14 protein-coding genes are annotated in these 18,687 nt (G+C 45.2%); 3 read left to right on the top strand and 11 right to left on the bottom strand.

The window, feature by feature from the left end; all coding sequences use genetic code 11:
* Positions 1 to 52 precede the first annotated feature (52 nt).
* Positions 53 to 3,436 (top strand): FecR domain-containing protein, encoded by a 3,384-nt coding sequence (locus H5336_RS13625; RefSeq protein WP_185234821.1) that lies wholly within the window; start codon positions 53 to 55, stop codon positions 3,434 to 3,436.
* Positions 3,437 to 3,465: 29 nt separating this feature from the next.
* On the opposite strand, the gene H5336_RS13620 is transcribed toward H5336_RS13625, so the two are convergent.
* On the bottom strand, positions 3,466 to 3,978 hold the full coding sequence (locus tag H5336_RS13620; protein ID WP_185234820.1) for a hypothetical protein: 513 nt from the start codon (positions 3,976 to 3,978) through the stop codon (positions 3,466 to 3,468).
* 554 nt (positions 3,979 to 4,532) lie between these two features.
* Between H5336_RS13620 and H5336_RS13615 the strand changes: the two genes are divergently transcribed.
* The gene (locus H5336_RS13615; protein ID WP_221628058.1) at positions 4,533 to 4,781 is read left to right on the top strand and encodes a hypothetical protein; all 249 of its coding nucleotides are present in this window, start codon (positions 4,533 to 4,535) and stop codon (positions 4,779 to 4,781) included.
* A 353-nt stretch (positions 4,782 to 5,134) separates the two neighbouring features.
* On the opposite strand, the gene H5336_RS13610 is transcribed toward H5336_RS13615, so the two are convergent.
* From H5336_RS13610 to H5336_RS13585, 7 genes are all read right to left on the bottom strand, one after another.
* Positions 5,135 to 5,575, bottom strand: coding sequence for an FAD synthase family protein (locus tag H5336_RS13610; RefSeq protein WP_185234818.1), 441 nt, complete (start codon positions 5,573 to 5,575; stop codon positions 5,135 to 5,137).
* Positions 5,576 to 5,628: 53 nt separating this feature from the next.
* Positions 5,629 to 6,273 carry a CDP-alcohol phosphatidyltransferase family protein gene (locus H5336_RS13605; RefSeq protein ID WP_185234817.1) on the bottom strand — a complete coding sequence of 215 codons (645 nt, stop codon included), beginning with the start codon at positions 6,271 to 6,273 and terminating at the stop codon, positions 5,629 to 5,631.
* 576 nt (positions 6,274 to 6,849) lie between these two features.
* Entirely contained in the window at positions 6,850 to 7,839 is a 990-nt protein-coding gene (locus H5336_RS13600) for a transposase (protein WP_185235762.1), read from the bottom strand.
* A 143-nt stretch (positions 7,840 to 7,982) separates the two neighbouring features.
* A complete protein-coding gene (locus H5336_RS22655) occupies positions 7,983 to 8,270 on the bottom strand; it encodes a hypothetical protein (protein WP_221628057.1) in 288 nt (95 codons plus the stop codon).
* Positions 8,271 to 8,352: 82 nt separating this feature from the next.
* Positions 8,353 to 9,039 (bottom strand): hypothetical protein, encoded by a 687-nt coding sequence (locus tag H5336_RS13595; protein ID WP_185234816.1) that lies wholly within the window; start codon positions 9,037 to 9,039, stop codon positions 8,353 to 8,355.
* Between the two features lie 126 nt (positions 9,040 to 9,165).
* A complete protein-coding gene (ltrA, locus tag H5336_RS13590) occupies positions 9,166 to 10,455 on the bottom strand; it encodes a group II intron reverse transcriptase/maturase (RefSeq protein ID WP_185231675.1) in 1,290 nt (429 codons plus the stop codon).
* 1,057 nt (positions 10,456 to 11,512) lie between these two features.
* Positions 11,513 to 12,004 carry a GNAT family N-acetyltransferase gene (locus H5336_RS13585; protein ID WP_185234815.1) on the bottom strand — a complete coding sequence of 164 codons (492 nt, stop codon included), beginning with the start codon at positions 12,002 to 12,004 and terminating at the stop codon, positions 11,513 to 11,515.
* A gap of 749 nt (positions 12,005 to 12,753) precedes the next feature.
* Here H5336_RS13585 and ltrA (H5336_RS13580) point away from each other — a divergent pair.
* Positions 12,754 to 14,061: a group II intron reverse transcriptase/maturase gene (gene ltrA, locus H5336_RS13580; protein WP_185234814.1), complete on the top strand. Its 1,308-nt coding sequence runs from the start codon at positions 12,754 to 12,756 to the stop codon at positions 14,059 to 14,061.
* A 97-nt stretch (positions 14,062 to 14,158) separates the two neighbouring features.
* On the opposite strand, the gene H5336_RS13575 is transcribed toward ltrA (H5336_RS13580), so the two are convergent.
* The 3 genes from H5336_RS13575 to H5336_RS13565 form a co-directional block, all read right to left on the bottom strand.
* Positions 14,159 to 14,530, bottom strand: a complete 372-nt coding sequence (locus H5336_RS13575; protein ID WP_185234813.1) for a hypothetical protein — start codon at positions 14,528 to 14,530, stop codon at positions 14,159 to 14,161.
* A 606-nt stretch (positions 14,531 to 15,136) separates the two neighbouring features.
* Positions 15,137 to 16,426 carry a group II intron reverse transcriptase/maturase gene (gene ltrA, locus H5336_RS13570; RefSeq protein WP_185231675.1) on the bottom strand — a complete coding sequence of 430 codons (1,290 nt, stop codon included), beginning with the start codon at positions 16,424 to 16,426 and terminating at the stop codon, positions 15,137 to 15,139.
* 712 nt (positions 16,427 to 17,138) lie between these two features.
* Positions 17,139 to 18,653, bottom strand: coding sequence for an IS1182 family transposase (locus H5336_RS13565; protein ID WP_185234812.1), 1,515 nt, complete (start codon positions 18,651 to 18,653; stop codon positions 17,139 to 17,141).
* Between the last annotated feature and the right edge of the window lie 34 nt (positions 18,654 to 18,687).

Raw genomic sequence — 18,687 nt, 5'->3', positions numbered from 1 at the left:
GCCACGAATACCCTACTGCCGTTAAAACCAATAAAAAGGTCTAGGAACGCTAATGAAGCCGCTATCAACCGTCCAACTATTCATTGCAATGCTTATTGTGTTTTCGGCACATGCCAGCGCACAAACCGGAAACTGCAGCAGCTGGGCAGCAAAACTCGAAAGCCTAGAGGGCAACGGCAGCGTTAAACGCGGTGGCGAAAGCGAATGGGTAGGCGTAACCCCTGGCGCCACCTTCTGCTACGGCGACACCCTGCGTGTCACAGAATTCCGCGCAGCCTTAAGATTAGAAAATGACAGCCTGGTACGCATAAACGAAGGCTCTATTATTAAGTTTCTGCCCCCCAAGGAATCTTTCTGGGTTGAAGTGCTTAACGGAGCCGCACACTTTTTGTCGCGTACCCCCAAAAAATTTACGGTTAAAGCACCGTATATGAACGCGGCGGTAGAAGGCACAGAATTTATAGTGAGCCACAACGACAACGGCGATACCGTCACTGTTTTTGAAGGGCAGGTACTCGCCAGCAACGCGCAGGGCAAGATCCGCCTGCAAGCGCTGCAGCAAAGCTCTGCACTACCCAACGAGGCGCCAACGAAGGCCATTTCCATTAACCTGAGGGAAACGGCTGCATGGACTTTATATGCACCGCCCCTGTATGTACCCAGCGACCAACTCGCGCAAGACATTCAGCAAGCCATTAACACCGGGGCCATTGGCAAGGCTTTATCGCTGCTTGATGCGAGCGCGCTAAAAAGTGACCTAAATGCCTTAAACGCCTACACCACTCTGGCCCTGTTCCGTGGCCGCCTGACGGACGCGCGTATTAAAAACCAACAGGCACTCGCTCAAAACAAGGCATCGGCCGATGCCTTGGCCAATAGCGCTTTTATGTATTTATTAGATGGCAAAGCGGGCCTCGCCCTAGAAAAAACTCACAACCTAGTGAAGCAACACCCCGAAAGTATTAACGCTCAGCTAGTTCACAGCTATGCACTACAAGCAAATTTTCAACTTGAACAAGCGCTAGCGGCTGCGCAAATAGCACAGCGACTAAACGCCAATGTTGTCACCAATACCCGAATAGCGGAACTCGCCTTAAGCTTAGGTAAAAGTCGGCTGGCGTCCGACACTTTAGCCAAGACCAAAACCAACCCTCTCTACGCACCCTATGCCGATAGCCTACGCGCCCTAATAGCCCTGCAAAACAACAGCAATCGCAAAGCACGGGCAATATTACAAAAATCGGTAACCAACAACCCCAATGTTCCCCTTACGCACTTTGTGCTGGGCCTAACGCACATTCGTTTGAATAAACTTCAAGAAGGTAGAGCAGGCATTGAGCTAGCGGTAACCTTAGACCCGAGCAACAGCTTGTATCGCAGTTATTTGGGCAAAGCGTTTGCCGCGCAGAACAAGGGCGAAAAAGCCAAGGAACAATTTGAGCTGGCAAAAATACTAGACCCGAATGACCCTACGCCTTGGTTTTATCAAGCACTGGAACAACAAGCGAACAATCAACTCATTGAATCTCAACATAATTACAATAAGAGCCGAGCGTTAAATGATGGGCGGGCCGTGTATCGCTCAAGGCTGTTATTAGACAAAGACGATGCCGCTAGAACTTCCAGCCAGGGCCGCGCATTAAAGGCCCTTGGCTTTGAGCAACAGGCCATTCAGCTGGGGGCAGAGGCCGTGCAGCAAGCACCGGGCGAACACGCAGGCCACAGACTCTTGGCAGAAGTATACGCCAACGATTATCACCGCGAATTGTTGCGCTCCTCAGAGCGATTGCAGGCAACCATTCACCAGCCTTTGGGCGCGGTGCCGCTTCCGCTGGGCTTAAGCGAATCGGGAATGGTAATAACGGAAGGTGCAGGCCCAGCAGACTTGGGGGCCAACGAATACAACTCCATGTACCTAGATGAAGGTTTCGGCCTGCAGGCTAAAGTACTGGGCGGAACACAGGGAACAGGGGCGTACGATGTTGCGGTAAATGGCAACAGAGAGACGCTGGCTTTTTCGCTTGGGCAATACCGATATAAATCGGACGGTTATCGCGAAAATAACGATGTGGATTATAAAATATCCAATGCGTTTGTGCAGTGGCAACCAACACAAAACCTTGGCTTTCAAGCGGAACTGGGGCAGAGAGACGATAACATTGGTGATTTAACGACAGAATTTGGGGCTAACACCCACTCTACCACTAGCCGAGTAGTGGGTGAGAGCGAGACCCAACGTGTCAGTATGAAATACCAATCCGATTCAGGCACATATTTAGTTCTAAATGTTACCGACAAAGATGAATCTAACGTTGCGGAAGACACGCTTGCCCTTCCAGGTCTAACGATCGAAATTTCTAATGATGAGAAAATCAATTCTAGCCAGTATGAATTACAGCTGGTGCATGAATTCCGCCATACGACTTTATCGGGAGGGTTAAAAAGCTCAGAGTCTAAAAGTACAGGTGCCAGCTCCCTCTATTATGTAGAGTTCGATGCTCTTGATTCAGCTGAAACCAGCAGCAAAAACAGCCTTGAACAAGCCTACCTCTATTCAGATATTACAGCGCTAAACAATTCTCTTATTGTCACCCTAGGTGCAGAACACAATAGTGCCGAGCACGCTGTACAGGTTGGCGTAGATGGTCAACCAATCGAAAATAAAAATGACAAGACAATATACCCAAAAATGGGCGTGGCATGGGATATAACGCCTAAAATAAAATTACGAACGGCTTATTTTACAACCATTTCAATGGTCCCCAAAATTAGCGGAAGCCTAAATTCTACACATATCGCCGGCGCTGCACAGGTTTACGATCATTTTGACGTCGGCACAACATCGTCAAATAAAACCCTCGGCGTCAATATAGCCGCATCCGATAGAGCTAAAATTGGCCTAGACATTCTAAAGCAGAACATAACGCTACCCAATAATACTGGACTACAATTTGTAGATAGCGATATGCAATATGATCTAGTGAGCGCACATTTTGACTATCTACTTACAGAAAAGCTGAGCACGCATATCAAACTTTCAACGGAAGAAGTCGATAGAGATCAAATTTCAAATGAGCCACTTCCACTTTTCCCATTAACCCTTCAAAACAATTCACTTAATATCGGGTTAAGCTATCAGCTAACGAGACATTCATTTATAAAAATAGAGGGGAAACATATCAACCAGCAATATTCTACAGAATCCATTCCTGATCTATTCATTGACTCGGAGGATTTTAGTGAACGACTGAATATTATTGATGCTTCAATTCAAGCTAATCTACCCAATAGGCTCGGCAAGGTGACACTGTTAGCTAAAAACCTCTTAGATACAGAATTTACCTACGCAGATTTAGAGCTAATGTATTCAACGCCCTCCAGACAGGAATTGACACCGGAGCGAACACTTTTAGTAAAATTTGAGATTAACATATAAAAAAAGCCGAACTTACGTTCGGCTATTTTTTACGGACAACCCGGCTTATTATAGATAAAAGTGCGCGTGCCTCCTATTCGGTAAACCATAACCACATAACAACCCGAAGCAGCGGCATGCGCTTTTTCAACAAAAGGTACGCTGCTTTGCTTTTGGTCAATGCCACTCTTCTCCCCAGCCTCTACAACCAAATAAGCGTTTAAATCTAAGTTAGTACTCTGCTTAATATTTGAAAGTAATGCATCCACTTGCGCTCTATTCGCTTCCGAGAGTACATCTTCGTAACAATTCTCGATACAGGGTGTAAACGCTTTAGCAGTCGGAGCGTAGGGCGTTGGCTCACCGGCATCATTCACCGACAAGTAGTAATCCAACACACCCGATGCAGGTGGCAAGAAGTTGATATCTCGAGGTTTTGCGCCACTTTGCCCAATATACCAGCCCAAAACCACCGCCAGCAGCAGAAGCAAAGCCACCACGATGATATTGAGACCTCCAGACTGAGCCCCCGTTGTTGCTTTGGTCGAATTATCTTCACTCATTGATCTACTCCTATTAAGTTTAACTATTATTATGACGCGGCTATTATGGCGCGGCGCCCAAAACCACATGCGGGCTAACTTCAGCGCTTTCTGCGCCAACGAGCATATTACGCTGTTAACCTGTTAACCGAAGAGCTGATATCACACTATTGGCGCCCATTACCACGGAACTATGTCACAAAATGACCGGTAATCGCTCGTAGACCCGCCCCATGCAAGATCGTACTCTATTTCTACACAGGGCGTTAGACGGAGCGTTACCGAGAGAAGGAAAGCTCGAGGCAAGGGATAAGCAAGGACAATAGCTGCCAAGGATGGCAACATCAGCACCTCCCCAACCATCATGCAGGTGAATCGGAATCACCCGCTCCTCTAGCGGCCTGTTCTGCTCTCCTTTTTGAAAGGAGCAGACTAAATTAACTAAGGCTGCTGCAATGCAGACAGCCTGGCGAAATTAGCGCGGTGCCATTGCCGTAGTATAGGCAGCCCCAGTCAACTTGAATTTCGCCCACACAAGGTTATGTGTGTACTCATTGATATTGAAGGAAGGCAAAATGTTGCTGTGGAAATACACGTTTAAAGTTGTTGTTACGCTTTTTCTTATTCAGGGCGTGCTTTATTTCGTCCTAAATGGCGGTAAACAAATGCAGCCTGAAGAAGCAGTAGATAAACCCGCTTTAAAAGATAGCCAACTTTTCCAATCCGGCACATCAACAGTGGAGGGAGAAACGCCAGCCCTCATTGAGCTTATCGGTATAAACCCCCAAAATGACAACTCAAAAAATGAAATTAAGCGTGCTTAGGAACAATCAGCCAACAACGCTCACACCACATTTTTTCCAGCGATAGGCTGTTTTTGATTACCCGGTATATAGCGAAAAAATAAGCCGTTCGCGCTACACACACGACCAATACCGATCAAGTAATACCCCGTGCTGCGCCCAAGAAAGCAGCAAAATGCCTTAAAGCACCGATTACCCCCGGTACTTGTCACTGCGTTAGACGCGCTTTTCTCTGTGATTTAGATGTTTTTATTGTTCATGGCTATCAATAAGTAGGGGATCCAGGCTTGCCAATGATAAAGCCATTTTCAGTAGCCGGGCGGCCCCATGCATTGTGTATTCCGCTTATAAACGGTTGCGTATTTACATTCTCGCTAAATTTCCTGTGCGAGATACGTACCCCTGTGAAACTGAGCAATAACATTTTGTTTTATTTTTGTAGATGATGTTTTGGGGTTATAGCTAACCTGCACAATTTTACTATCCTTGGAATGTAAATACGTCTCCACATCAATATTATGCGGCTTATCGCCCCAATCCTCACCAATAACAAAAATATCAGGCTCCAACTCTTTACAGGCGGATACATATTCAAGCTCATTGTAAGACCGCACAATATCGACGCATCGTAAAGATTTTAGCATTTCCATTCGTTCTTCGAGTGGTATAACAGGTACGTTAGGTTTATATGAATTGACTACACTATCGGAGGCAACACCAACGGCGACCACATCGCCTAATGTTCTACAGTATTCCAATAAAGCAAGGTGTCCCACATGTAACAAATCAAATGTACCCACCGTATATACAACCATTGCGATAATTTAACTCCTATCATTTAATATAAAAAATATTTTCATTCGATTACTTATAAAAGCTTCCAGCCATAAATTCCCGTTATCACAAGAGTATAAGTAGCAAGCGCGTAGACATTAACCGGCTTCCCAGAGAATTTCGGCGTTTTAATTTGAGATACATTTAAAACCGCGAGCGCCAAAACAGTAATATAAAATACTGTAGAAAAACCGCTATGACTTAAAATGCTTTCAAAGATAAAAACGAAAACGATAACTAAGCTATTATTGTCGAGAGCCAACCCTGTATATTTCGAGTCATCCGACAGACCAAAAGTACTAAAATAACTTAATCTTATTGCACTTGCCGCCACCAAGAAAAAAGCACCGATTAAAAATACAGGCTCAAATCCACCATAGCTCATCAGCAGAATTGCGGGCGTAACACCGTAACTAACAATATCTATCAATACATCAAGCTGACCGCCAAATGCACGATCATTTCCCGTTCTCCCTTTCATTTTCCGTGCAACTAAGCCATCGGCCCAATCAAAAGCAACGGCCCAAACCATCCCAATCATAGCGGCGTAATAAACGCCTAAAATACTAAAATAAATAGCTAATATTGTGCAGGCTAATCCAGCAAGTGAGCACAGGTTAGGTAGATCCTTTACAAAAGAAATAATAGTGGGTTGCAACTCTTTACTATCTTTACTCATAGCGTGCCTAAATAATTATAATCTGCATTGACACCAAACATTTGCCGCGACCTATCGGACACCACCACAGGGTGTTAGATGAAGCCCAAGGATTGAATGGTTTGGGCGGTATACGAAGCTGACACAAGCTCTACCAGGGCACCCTATTTGCCTCAGAAGCTTACTAGGGGGGAGTACCACTGCTCGGCGCCACTTTTATGACACCCACACTAGGCACTTTTCGGACATACACACTAACACTGTAATGGTTAATCACCACCATGTGGTTTTGCATATCAATATGACCAAAAACCAAGATTTGAGTGATTTAGCGGCATGCGACGCAGATACCAGCACTACAATGGCACCCTTTTGCATTAGAACTTACGCAAGGAGAGCGGCCGAATGGCACTCTATGCGACTAAAAATGAAGAACAAGCGAGACAAATGGCGTCTAGAATTTCGCCCTATTAGCCGCTTTTAGAGAAGAAAAGATAAAATCCGACGCCCACGCTAACAACTGAACGCTAAAAATATGACGGTGCATTATTACAGTATGCTCGACTTCAAGGGGCAAGCGACTTGCGGACACCCACACTAACCCGCATTTAAGTAAAGCGCCTGCGAACACGCCACACCCTTGCCGCAATTACGCTCAAACACCTGGGCATAATCGACCATGCGCGCCACCGAACCGGCACTGGAACCGTAACGGCGGCCAAAATTTTGAACGTGGTCGATCCATTTATTTGGATTAATACCCAACCTCGACACTATGGCCGGAAGTTCGCTGACGATGGCTCCGCGTTTATCGTCTCGTAGAATACGGCCGGTGGTATCCACCAACTCAAAATAATCTTCACGGGTAAAGGGTAAGGCATGGTGAGTATCGGTATGGGAGGAACCATCAAAAGGCATTAACGGCGCTTCGGGTAAGGCATCCAAACCCATTTCCGCTTTAATCTCACGCTGCTTTTGAATACGAGCATTCAATTTCTGCTCGTCTTTAGATTTGGTATTTTTGTATTTTACGTAATCGAATAAACGCTGCTGTATGGAGGTGAAATCACTCTCCATAAGATCTTTTTCCATCGCCGCCCGAATGGGGTTGAGGTCGACATAGGCCATGCAGCTTAATAACGCGGCTTCATCCAATAGGGCCTGACTTTTAAAGCGCCCCTCCCAAAACCGGCCTTTACAGTTTTCTTCCTCGTTGGCCATACGGGCTATGGTTTCATTAACACCGCGCATAAACCAGCTGATATCGTATAAACGTTTACGCCACTTCTCGATAATTTCATCCACTGCGGCTTGCGTAGCCGCATCAATAGCCTCCGGGTTCTCCAGCCAGTGATCAACCAGCATATGGCCGCTATACAACTGCATCCAGCGCTCGGCCACTTCTTCATTACTCCATGCCTGCGCCCTAGCCTTATCCGCATGCAGCACAACATGGTAATGATTGCTCATTACCGCATAAGCACACACATCTACCGCATACACATACGACAAAAAACGCAAGCGAGATACGATCCACTGCTTACGGTGATCGTAATTCTCACCCGTCGAATGATCCTCACCACACAAATACGCACGCCGAACACAGCGTACATAACAATGGTAAAATGGCGTTGAATCCAGAGAGATTAATGTTTCACGGCTTTGGGTCATGGTTGCATAAACTACTAGAACCCGGAAGGCTTGTCAAGTTTTTGGATGTCCTTTGATTCTCACTTGTGCCGACAAGTAAATATCGCTTTCAAAGTTGCCCAATTGTAATTGCTACCATATTTTTTAAAAAGCGACTGTATGTTAAGTACTGCATTAAAAACTGCAGCTAAGAGAATTAACAACCAGATTAACAGCACAACAACAAACTTGACTGGGTACTCTTCAAATGAAGGGTCAATACCCCGACTTGGTAGAGTGCCCATCAATAATCCAACCATAGGAACAAGCGCTATCAACAGGACGCCTAATATTGATACCCCAATTTTACCGAGTGTGGGCTCCTTCATAATGTGCACCTAACGCACGTAGTTGGCGTGCTTTTGTAGTGGAGCGAAGCGCAACGAAAAAAGCATCGCCAAGCTACGCTTGTTAGGAGCCATTGGCCAGCTCATACCTAAATGCTGCATGAACACCATTAAAAAAATCACTCAAATAATTTAAAGCTTCTTGGATTTTACCTAACGCATCGGCATCCATGTCATATGTTTCTATCAGTTCATCATTCTGATCGAGCATTAAGACTAATGCTCTAGGCTTTTCCTGATTGTCAAAAGCACCTTCAAATGTTGTTTTTTGAATCCGTGACTTTTTAACATCCTGATGAGCACTGCCAGATTTCGGATACCTAAAGAAGGTGCTTTTAGGGTCAGTTCCACTGACCATGTCAATTTTGGATTTAATATCCGTGGGCATATCCCAACAAGTTGTTTCAGGAAGTGCTCCTTTGCAGTTTTCGTAAATCACCTCGAAGTAAGAATACAGATCAGATAAGTTGTGGGTATTGTCCATTGGTAGCCACTTATCTCGGACTTTAATTGCTGGCTTCTCTAAGCTGAATCCATCACCGAATTCAATGGAGTATCTCTTGTGCAGAATAAAAATCACTGACTTTAAAAATAACTCTATTGCATGTCGATGTAGATAACAAAGAGGAAGAACTCCATCTACGGATGACCCATGCTCCTTTAGTGTGTCAGCAGCATGTCTGAAGTTACAGCCTGTAATACCAATTCCGCCGTCATAGTGAGTTGATGGTGGAGTAATTAAATAGTTCATTTAGAACGAAGGCTCCGTCATGGTAGAACGGCCAGTTACCCAAGCCGCCCCCATACAGATCCGGACGTGCGGAACTACCGCATCCGGCTCCTCAATAATATCGTTGCTCGTGTAATTCACAAGCCCTCAATACCAGTCCACTTGAATGTGACGTTTCCACACCCGTGGTTGCTGGATCTGAAAGTATTTTAACATGTCTTTAAACCCTTGCCAGTTAAAGCTGTGCCGCTGACTTCGCCGATTGAGCCACTTGTATAGACTATGCAGAACATAATCATAAACACGCGCGACACTTCGACTATTATCAGGCAAACCAAAGTAGTTTATAAAGCCCGTCAGCTTACGCCTTAACTGTGGCATCCAGACATTCAGTCGTTTAGACCGATTGGCTTTTATCCACTGATAGAACTCGCTCAACTTAGCTTTGTGTTTCTTTGGTGCCGTATGTCGACGCAACCTAGCCTCACCCTTTTTATCAGTGTCCCAGTAGTACTCAAAGCCCAAGAATTCGAAGCTATGGTGCTGCCCTGGGTGGAACCGACTAAACCGCTTCAGGTGTGTTTTCTCTGGCGCTACGTCTAACTTAAACTCTCTCAAGCGTTTCGGTAGTTCCCGATAAAACTCACGCGCCTCATTAGCGTACTGGAACGCAACAACAAAATCGTCGGCGTACCGTATCAACATGGCTCGCCCCTGTAAGCGTGGCTTTATGCGTTTCTCAAACCAAATATCCAGTGCGTAATGTAAGTATATATTCGCCAATACCGGGCTGATCACACCGCCCTGTGGACTTCCACTGGCCGGTTTCTCAAACACCCCTTCTGGTGATTTTATTCTCGCTTTCAGCCACTGGTTGATAAGGTTCAATAAGGCTTTATCTTCAATACGCTGTTTCAGCATACGCATCAACCACTCATGATCTATATTATCGAAGAAGCCTTTTATATCCGCTTCGACAACATAACCATAAGTACCGTATTGAAGGTTCAACTGTAAACTATGCACCGCTTGATGGGCGCTTCTGTTCGGACGGTAACCATAACTATTCTTCACAAAGTCCTGCTCCCAAATACTTTGCAGTATCTGACTCACGCTTTGCTGTACGATTTTATCATCTAACGTTGGCAGCCCGAGCGGGCGTAGTTTACCGTTGGATTTTGGGATAAAGACCCGCTTCACATCATTCGCTCGATAGCTTTTACACTTTAGCGTTTGATGCAGGCGGTTGATATTTTCAGGCAATCGTTGTTTGAAATCGCTAGGTGTTACGCCGTCAATTCCACACGCCGATTGTTTATTGATTTGACCCCAACTTTGTACCAACAAATCCGAATCTAGCAATCCGTATAGATTCTGGAAACGATGATTAGGGTGGGTTTGTGCCTTAAATGCTATGGTATGCAATGCGGTTGTCATAGTTTCTCCAGCCCGACTTGTCCGGACTATGTGTCTGTTACATACCGTGATATTACTGTCAGCCCCCTCGCCATGTGAACGGCTTTCCCGCTCTCAGACTACTATGAGCTGATCCGACTTCCAAGGTGCCATCGATCTGCCTCGCTTTTTACTCAGCGTCACTACCCACTTCCTGCGGGAGCTACTTTGGATCTCTCAAGTTCTCGAAAACATCTCTTTATACATGCCACGGTTTGATAACTCCGCCAACTCGCCACAACCTTGCCAACTAATGGTTGTATTGCATGGGCTTCGGCGGCGTTACAAGCCTAGCCAGTCAGGACAATTTATTATCAGAGCGATACCAACACTTCAGGAACACGCATTCCTTATGGCCTACATAATTCTCTGTCTACGCTTCACACTGGTTGTTCGATTATTTGTTGAAGAAAAAAAATCAGCAACAGGAAAGTATTCGCGATCCATAATCTCCGCACAGTGCGCAAGACTCGATACAGGTGGCTGGCTAGACCTTACCCGACTGGGACTTACACCCAGCAAGATGCTCCAAGCTTAACTTGTCGCACTAACGCCGCAATAAAGGGCGCACGTAGTGCGTCCAGCCGCAGGCGACTTTAATTGCCTTGTTAAATTATTTTTGATTGCACCAACCTTCGTTTTTTATTTGCATAATAGACGAACCCAACTGCTATCGATAGCGTGATAATCACAACCATAATATGAGTGAAATTATTGCTATATTTTATAGGTATTAAATTGAACGCAGTAACGATAATTAATCCAACAGAACTTAGCAATGTCGACTTGTTGTCAATGTGCACTCTTGCCCCACAAGAGGCGCATGTATATTCATACGAAGGCGATAGAAACCCTTCGCTGACTTTATTAAAATTGCAAATATCTTTGCATGCAGGGCAAGGCTGACTTTTTAGATACTTCTTCATAGAATTTAACGCCAAGCTCACCTGCGAATATTGCGGAGAGCGTTTTGTGTAAAATGGAGCTACGCGACATACACAAAACGAGCGCAGCAATATTTGTCAGGTGCAGCTTTTTGTTATGAGCTGGATCTACAATAAATACACTCATCATAATAAGCACCATCTTTAAGGATTCCCTTAGTGATAACCCCCTCTAGCTCAAAGCCATTTTTAGTAAGGACTCTCTTTGATCCTTCATTTGGAGAGAACACTGGTGCATAAAGTTGAACTATATCCGTTTTACAAAAGATAATTTGGCACATTATATGGAGCGCTTCAGTTGCGATACCTTTTCCCCAAAATGGTTGGCCAATCCAATATCCTATTTCGCCACGATGGGATTTTTCAAGAGCATCTCTACGGACCCCGATAATACCAACAAAATTTCCACTGAAAGTTATAGATCGTACAATTTCAGCCTTTGAACCTTCGTTTATCCACCAGTGGGCATCTACCTCAGTATAAGGACTTGGGATACGAGAAGACAAAAACCTCACGACATTTTCATTATTCAAGTGATGAATCAACTGGTCCTTATCATCTTCCACTAATTCACGTAGCTCGATCATGGGTGCTCATAACGCTAAGGTAACCAGCATTGACTGTGGAGCTTGTTTTTATGTAAAAATGCAGCGAAGCGGAATGCATAAAAACAAGCGTGTGTGACTGGCATGCCGGTCGTCTAGGTGGTGAAAGTCCATCCATAGCCCTGAAAGGAGGGAATAAGCAGCCAATGACAAGGGTGTCCGAAGAAACCTATAGTCGCTGCCCAACAGGGAGCAAAGGTGAGTATAGGCCAATGAGGAATCTGAAGGAAGTCGGAGGCAAAGATGCTATCTAAACGCAAGTGAACCTTTATTGAGGCCGTTAGCAGGATGAGGTGCCACGGATCACCAAAGTCCAATATCCTTTACGTAAACGCGACACGGTATAGAAGGTAGATGAGCATCGGACATAGACGATTGGCTTACCCAGTGAAAATCCGCTGGTCTTGGGTCGGTGTAACTACGACACCTTAAGCCCTAAGCGACACAGTAATGTGAGCGTAATGAGACAGGGGATTGCAGATGAAGCCGTATGAGACATAAAACGAGTGGCCGGTGACGGTGCGGTGACGTACTTGAGGATAAAACCACCCGACAGCGACAGGACGTTAAAGTCAAAGGGCTGAACACATTAACGATTATGCCCGTGCTACAAACTAAAGATCTGAGGCCAGCCGAAAGGAATGCGGTCAGAATAATTTTTTTTTCCCACAACGTAACGTGGGAAGACCTCATTGAGCCAACGACAGAACTTTACAAAGAGAAAGTGCAGCATGGAAACAGATCTACTCCAAGACGAAGAAAGACTCTTCGAGCTACTGATCAACCCTTTTTGGTTGACCTTCGGATGGGCCGACGTTGCGAAGAACAAAGGTGCCCCCGGCATTGATGGCGTGACAGTAGAAGCCTTCCAAGAAAATAGTGACCAAGAGCTAAGCCAACTCGCCGAGGAACTGGCGAGTTGGACTTATAAACCCCTCCCAGTAAAACGTGTTGAAATTGACAAACCCGATGGAGGTATCCGCTTACTAGGGATACCTTGTATCCGTGACCGAGTGGTTCAAGCCACACTTAAGCGGATACTGGAACCGCGTGTCACACCCCTATTTTCTACCCACAGTTTTGGGTTTATCCCGAACCGTAACCAGGGGCAGGCCGTGAGAGAAGCACAACGGATAGTGCAAACAGGAAAAGAATGGGTCGTCGACATTGACCTATCAAAATTCTTTGATCGTATCCATCACGACCGTCTAATTAATAGGCTTGGCAAAATCATAAAAGACAAACGCATACTGCGTCTGACCGGAATGATACTGCGCAGCGGCATTATGAAAGACGGCATGATATTGCCATCGCGAGAGGGATCTGTTCAAGGCAGCCCGCTTAGCCCATTACTAAGCAACATCGTATTGGATGAGTTGGACAAAGAGCTAGAAAGCCGAGGTCTGGAATTTTGTCGATTCGCAGACGACTGCAACATCTTCGTGGCGTCGCATAAAGCGGCAAAGCGGATTATGAAAAGTGTAAGCCAATACATTGAGTGCAAACTCAAACTGGTGGTTAACAAGGAAAAGAGCCAAGTGGCGAAATCAAAGGGTGTAAAGTTTCTGGGCCTGACCATCGTAAGAGGTCGAATTGCAATATCGCTGAAATCCATGGCGCGAGCAATGAAGAAAGTCAAAGAGCTTACCCCGCGAGGAACCCACCAAAAGCTGGAAACCACAATGGCGGTCATAAACCGCTGGTACAGAGGTTGGTCCAGTTATTACAGCTTAACCCAGTTCCCTGGTCAGTTTGTGGAAATAGAAGCGCATATACGGCGTAGACTACGTTCACGCATTATTGACCAGCAGAAAAGTCGTAGGAATTTATTTAACAAGCTCAGGAAGAGAGGCGTAAGCCGAAGAATGGCTGCGAATGCTGTATTCACGAATAATAAGCGGTGGGCACTCTCACGCAGCAATGCGGTAGAAAGAGCTTACTCAAATAAATATTTTGTGAACGAGCTAAAGCAGTTTATTCGCTCGGGAGAAAATAGAGAACATTGGTTTAATCTTCGTCGCTGGTCATGTTTAGTGTGAGGAGCCGTGTACGTGACCCGTACGCACGGTTCTGTGGGCAGACGGGGCTTCGTGCCCCTCTGACCCGATAGCAGGCAATGTCTGGTTGACCGCATGGTTATGTGTTTAACTTGCAGGCTGCAGGAATGTAACTATCCGGCTCACCCTCGCACACCCAATTTACTGTATTACCGTTTATACGTGGACAAAAACGTATAAATATTCCGTACACATTATTCTTTAACTCGATTTCCCCAACAGAGTTGACCGCAACAACCATTTCGGGGAGTTCACATTTATGTTTATAGTTGCTAGGCATTACTCTTCCCTCCAATAGCGCAACACCTACCAAGAAGCGTAATTCTGCTGTGCACACAACCATCTCCGCACTCGTCATCCTGCCGAGCGATACTTTGTGCGGAATAGAAAATAAGGTAATACCAACAAAACCTACTAACAAAACTAAAACAATTAGGAGATATTTCTTCATATGTGCTTACACATAACGCCCTGCAGCAGCGGCCGTAGTGGAGGTGATTTTTTTTGTGCAAGCGTAGCGACCAGCACAAAAACAAGCGCCGGAACGGAGGTCCTGCTGGCTGAGTTTGTTATGCATAAGCCACTTGAACACATAATTGGTACGTTCCAGCTATAAAAAATGCTATTGCTATTAGCTCCATAAAAATAATGGAAGACCAAAACCGAATTGGCATACTTTCTCGCGCTATTGCAGATGTTCGTACGCCGGTAGCTTTACCCGGCATAATTCCACCAACAAGACTTTCGAGATTAATATACGTTATGAGCATAGCAAAACATAATCGCCCTATAGGCACGGCTATACGCTCTCCGTAAATCACCGCTGAGCATAATCCTAGACTCGCCAATAGAACAGTAATCCACCCGCTAATATATTTGGCCCTGTCATATTTATTGAGAAACAACCTTCCATTCATATAGATATTTTATTCGCAATACTCTGTGCAGTCATGGTAGAACGGCCAGTTACCCAAGCCGCCCCCATACAGATCCGGACGTGCGGAACTACCGCATCCGGCTCCTCAATAATATCGTTGCTCGTGTAATTCACAAGCCCTCAATACCAGTCCACTTGAATGTGACGTTTCCACACCCGTGGTTGCTGGATCTGAAAGTATTTTAACATGTCTTTAAACCCTTGCCAGTTAAAGCTGTGCCGCTGACTTCGCCGATTGAGCCACTTGTATAGACTATGCAGAACATAATCATAAACACGCGCGACACTTCGACTATTATCAGGCAAACCAAAGTAGTTTATAAAGCCCGTCAGCTTACGCCTTAACTGTGGCATCCAGACATTCAGTCGTTTAGACCGATTGGCTTTTATCCACTGATAGAACTCGCTCAACTTAGCTTTGTGTTTCTTTGGTGCCGTATGTCGACGCAACCTAGCCTCACCCTTTTTATCAGTGTCCCAGTAGTACTCAAAGCCCAAGAATTCGAAGCTATGGTGCTGCCCTGGGTGGAACCGACTAAACCGCTTCAGGTGTGTTTTCTCTGGCGCTACGTCTAACTTAAACTCTCTCAAGCGTTTCGGTAGTTCCCGATAAAACTCACGCGCCTCATTAGCGTACTGGAACGCAACAACAAAATCGTCGGCGTACCGTATCAACATGGCTCGCCCCTGTAAGCGTGGCTTTATGCGTTTCTCAAACCAAATATCCAGTGCGTAATGTAAGTATATATTCGCCAATACCGGGCTGATCACACCGCCCTGTGGACTTCCACTGGCCGGTTTCTCAAACACCCCTTCTGGTGATTTTATTCTCGCTTTCAGCCACTGGTTGATAAGGTTCAATAAGGCTTTATCTTCAATACGCTGTTTCAGCATACGCATCAACCACTCATGATCTATATTATCGAAGAAGCCTTTTATATCCGCTTCGACAACATAACCATAAGTACCGTATTGAAGGTTCAACTGTAAACTATGCACCGCTTGATGCGCGCTTCTGTTCGGACGATAACCATAACTATTCTTCACAAAGTCCTGCTCCCAAATACTTTGCAGTATCTGACTCACGCTTTGCTGTACGATTTTATCATCTAACGTTGGCAGCCCGAGCGGGCGTAGTTTACCGTTGGATTTTGGGATAAAGACCCGCTTCACATCATTCGCTCGATAGCTTTTACACTTTAGCGTTTGATGCAGGCGGTTGATATTTTCAGGCAATCGTTGTTTGAAATCGCTAGGTGTTACGCCGTCAATTCCACACGCCGATTGTTTATTGATTTGACCCCAACTTTGTACCAACAAATCCGAATCTAGCAATCCGTATAGATTCTGGAAACGATGATTAGGGTGGGTTTGTGCCTTAAATGCTATGGTATGCAATGCGGTTGTCATAGTTTCTCCAGCCCGACTTGTCCGGACTATGTGTCTGTTACATACCGTGATATTACTGTCAGCCCCCTCGCCATGTGAACGGCTTTCCCGCTCTCAGACTACTATGAGCTGATCCGACTTCCAAGGTGCCATCGATCTGCCTCGCTTTTTACTCAGCGTCACTACCCACTTCCTGCGGGAGCTACTTTGGATCTCTCAAGTTCTCGAAAACATCTCTTTATACATGCCACGGTTTGATAACTCCGCCAACTCGCCACAACCTTGCCAACTAATGGTTGTATTGCATGGGCTTCGGCGGCGTTACAAGCCTAGCCAGTCAGGACAATTTATTATCAGAGCGATACCAACACTTCAGGAACACGCATTCCTTATGGCCTACATAATTCTCTGTCTACGCTTCACACCGGTTGTTCGATTATTTGTTGAAGAAAAAAAAATCAGCAACAGGAAAGTATTCGCGATCCATAATCTCCGCACAGTGCGCAAGACTCGATACAGGTGGTTAGCTAGACCTTACCCGACTGGGACTTACACCCAGCAAGATGCTCCAAGCTTAACTTGTCGCACTAACGAGGCTGTCGAATTACTCACTTAGTAGACCGAACAAATTCAACTAGCCTTTCCTATTTTAATTTTAATTTTAATTTGCCGATGTTCATTTATTTTTCCATGATAGAAAATCAATACACTAACAAAAAAAAGCAATAAAGCCCTACACGGGCTCATATTCGCCGTATTTTTGAATCTTAACCATATTATGTACCATTGTGAATAGCAACCATTGACCGGTGACCTTCTCTAGGCCTCGCAGGCTCAGCCACTTTAATCCAATGTTATGCTTAAGGTTGCCAAACACCGGCTCTACAGTACCCATTCTACTGCCGTATATGTCACGCCCCTCCGGTGAATCTATCTTTTCTTTCATCAAATCATAAGGTCTCGGAGGATTCGATTCCACGTCCTTTTTAATCGATACTTGTCGCCCCTGTAGTCTGGGTGCGCTTTTCATACACTGTCTCTGAAACGCACAGGTCCGACAATCATTTAGTAGACCCACAAACTTTCGATAGTGCTCGCCATGAAGGATGTAATCATCCATCGCTAACCGCATACTGTTTCCTGCCGGACATTTACAAGTATTGCTTTCCTCATCGTAGTGAAAGTCACTAACCTTAAAATATTTTCGTCTTCGCCATTCTGGTTTCTTACGATCCCTGTCTTTATAGAGCGGGTTTCTGGTTCGCATACCCCCGTCCGCTAAATATGCATCAATTTCATGCTCAAAACAGTAGTCAACGTTTTCAATGGTATTAAACCCTGCATCTCCAAGAACCTTTCGACCCTCAAGGCTTACCCCTAAGTTTTTCTCGACCTGTTCAAGCATTGGAATGAAGCATTTTTGCTCTGTGTCATGCGCTATTCCCGCACCAGAAATCACCTGGTGTTTATCATCTACAACAGCAACGGCCATATACCCTTGCTCGGCACCACCACCTCCAGATTTTAACGTACTGCTGTCCGGGTCCGTAAGGTTGGTCTTTTTGGGCTTACCTGTACGGCCAATTTTGTCCGTCATGTCACTAAGCGGAGATTCGAGGTCCTTAGCGAGTTTTCGCAATTTCTTGATTTTCTTCTTTTCTCGCTCTCGACGATCAGGGTCCACCTTACCGGCTTTGTCTTCTTCGCGGTGCTGTCTTATCAGATAATTAACACCATTCTTTATTTTCTCGTACTTCTTCTCGAAGTCAGAAATTGTGCCCGAATTGTCTTTACTGGCATTAGATGACAATTTAGTCCCATCTATTGAAAAACAATTGCCGCCTATCAAGCCCAAGTAATCGCATTCAACGACGATTTGAACAAATAGATCTTCGATTTGCTTATGCTGCTTAGATACGAATGCCGCTATTGTCGAGTGATCCGGAGTAAGAAATCCAGACAAGCACATAAAAACGGTGTTGAACTTACAAAGGTTTTCTATTTTTCGGCTACTGGTAATGCCGCGAGAATAAGCGGCCAGTATAATTTTTAACAACATTGATGGCGGGTAAGCTGAGGCTCCACCCTGAGAATTATTGTAACTCGCTTCGAACGAGCTTAAATCAGCAACTTTATCGATTAAAAGCTGAACCGTTTCATCAAAGCTGCCCTCCGTTATTTGCTCATCCGGGATAACAGAAATAAATCGACCTTGACTCGAATCACTTTCTTTGAAGTTATTGCCCATCTGCATTTCCAGTAAATGGATAGTAGGTTCATTT

Origin of the sequence: Teredinibacter franksiae (assembly GCF_014218805.1) — a bacterium.
In the GTDB taxonomy this organism is placed as follows: Bacteria; Pseudomonadota; Gammaproteobacteria; order Pseudomonadales; family Cellvibrionaceae; genus Teredinibacter; species Teredinibacter franksiae.
Note: the sequence above shows the minus strand (reverse complement) of the source record. Positions and strands in the feature narration are given on the sequence as shown.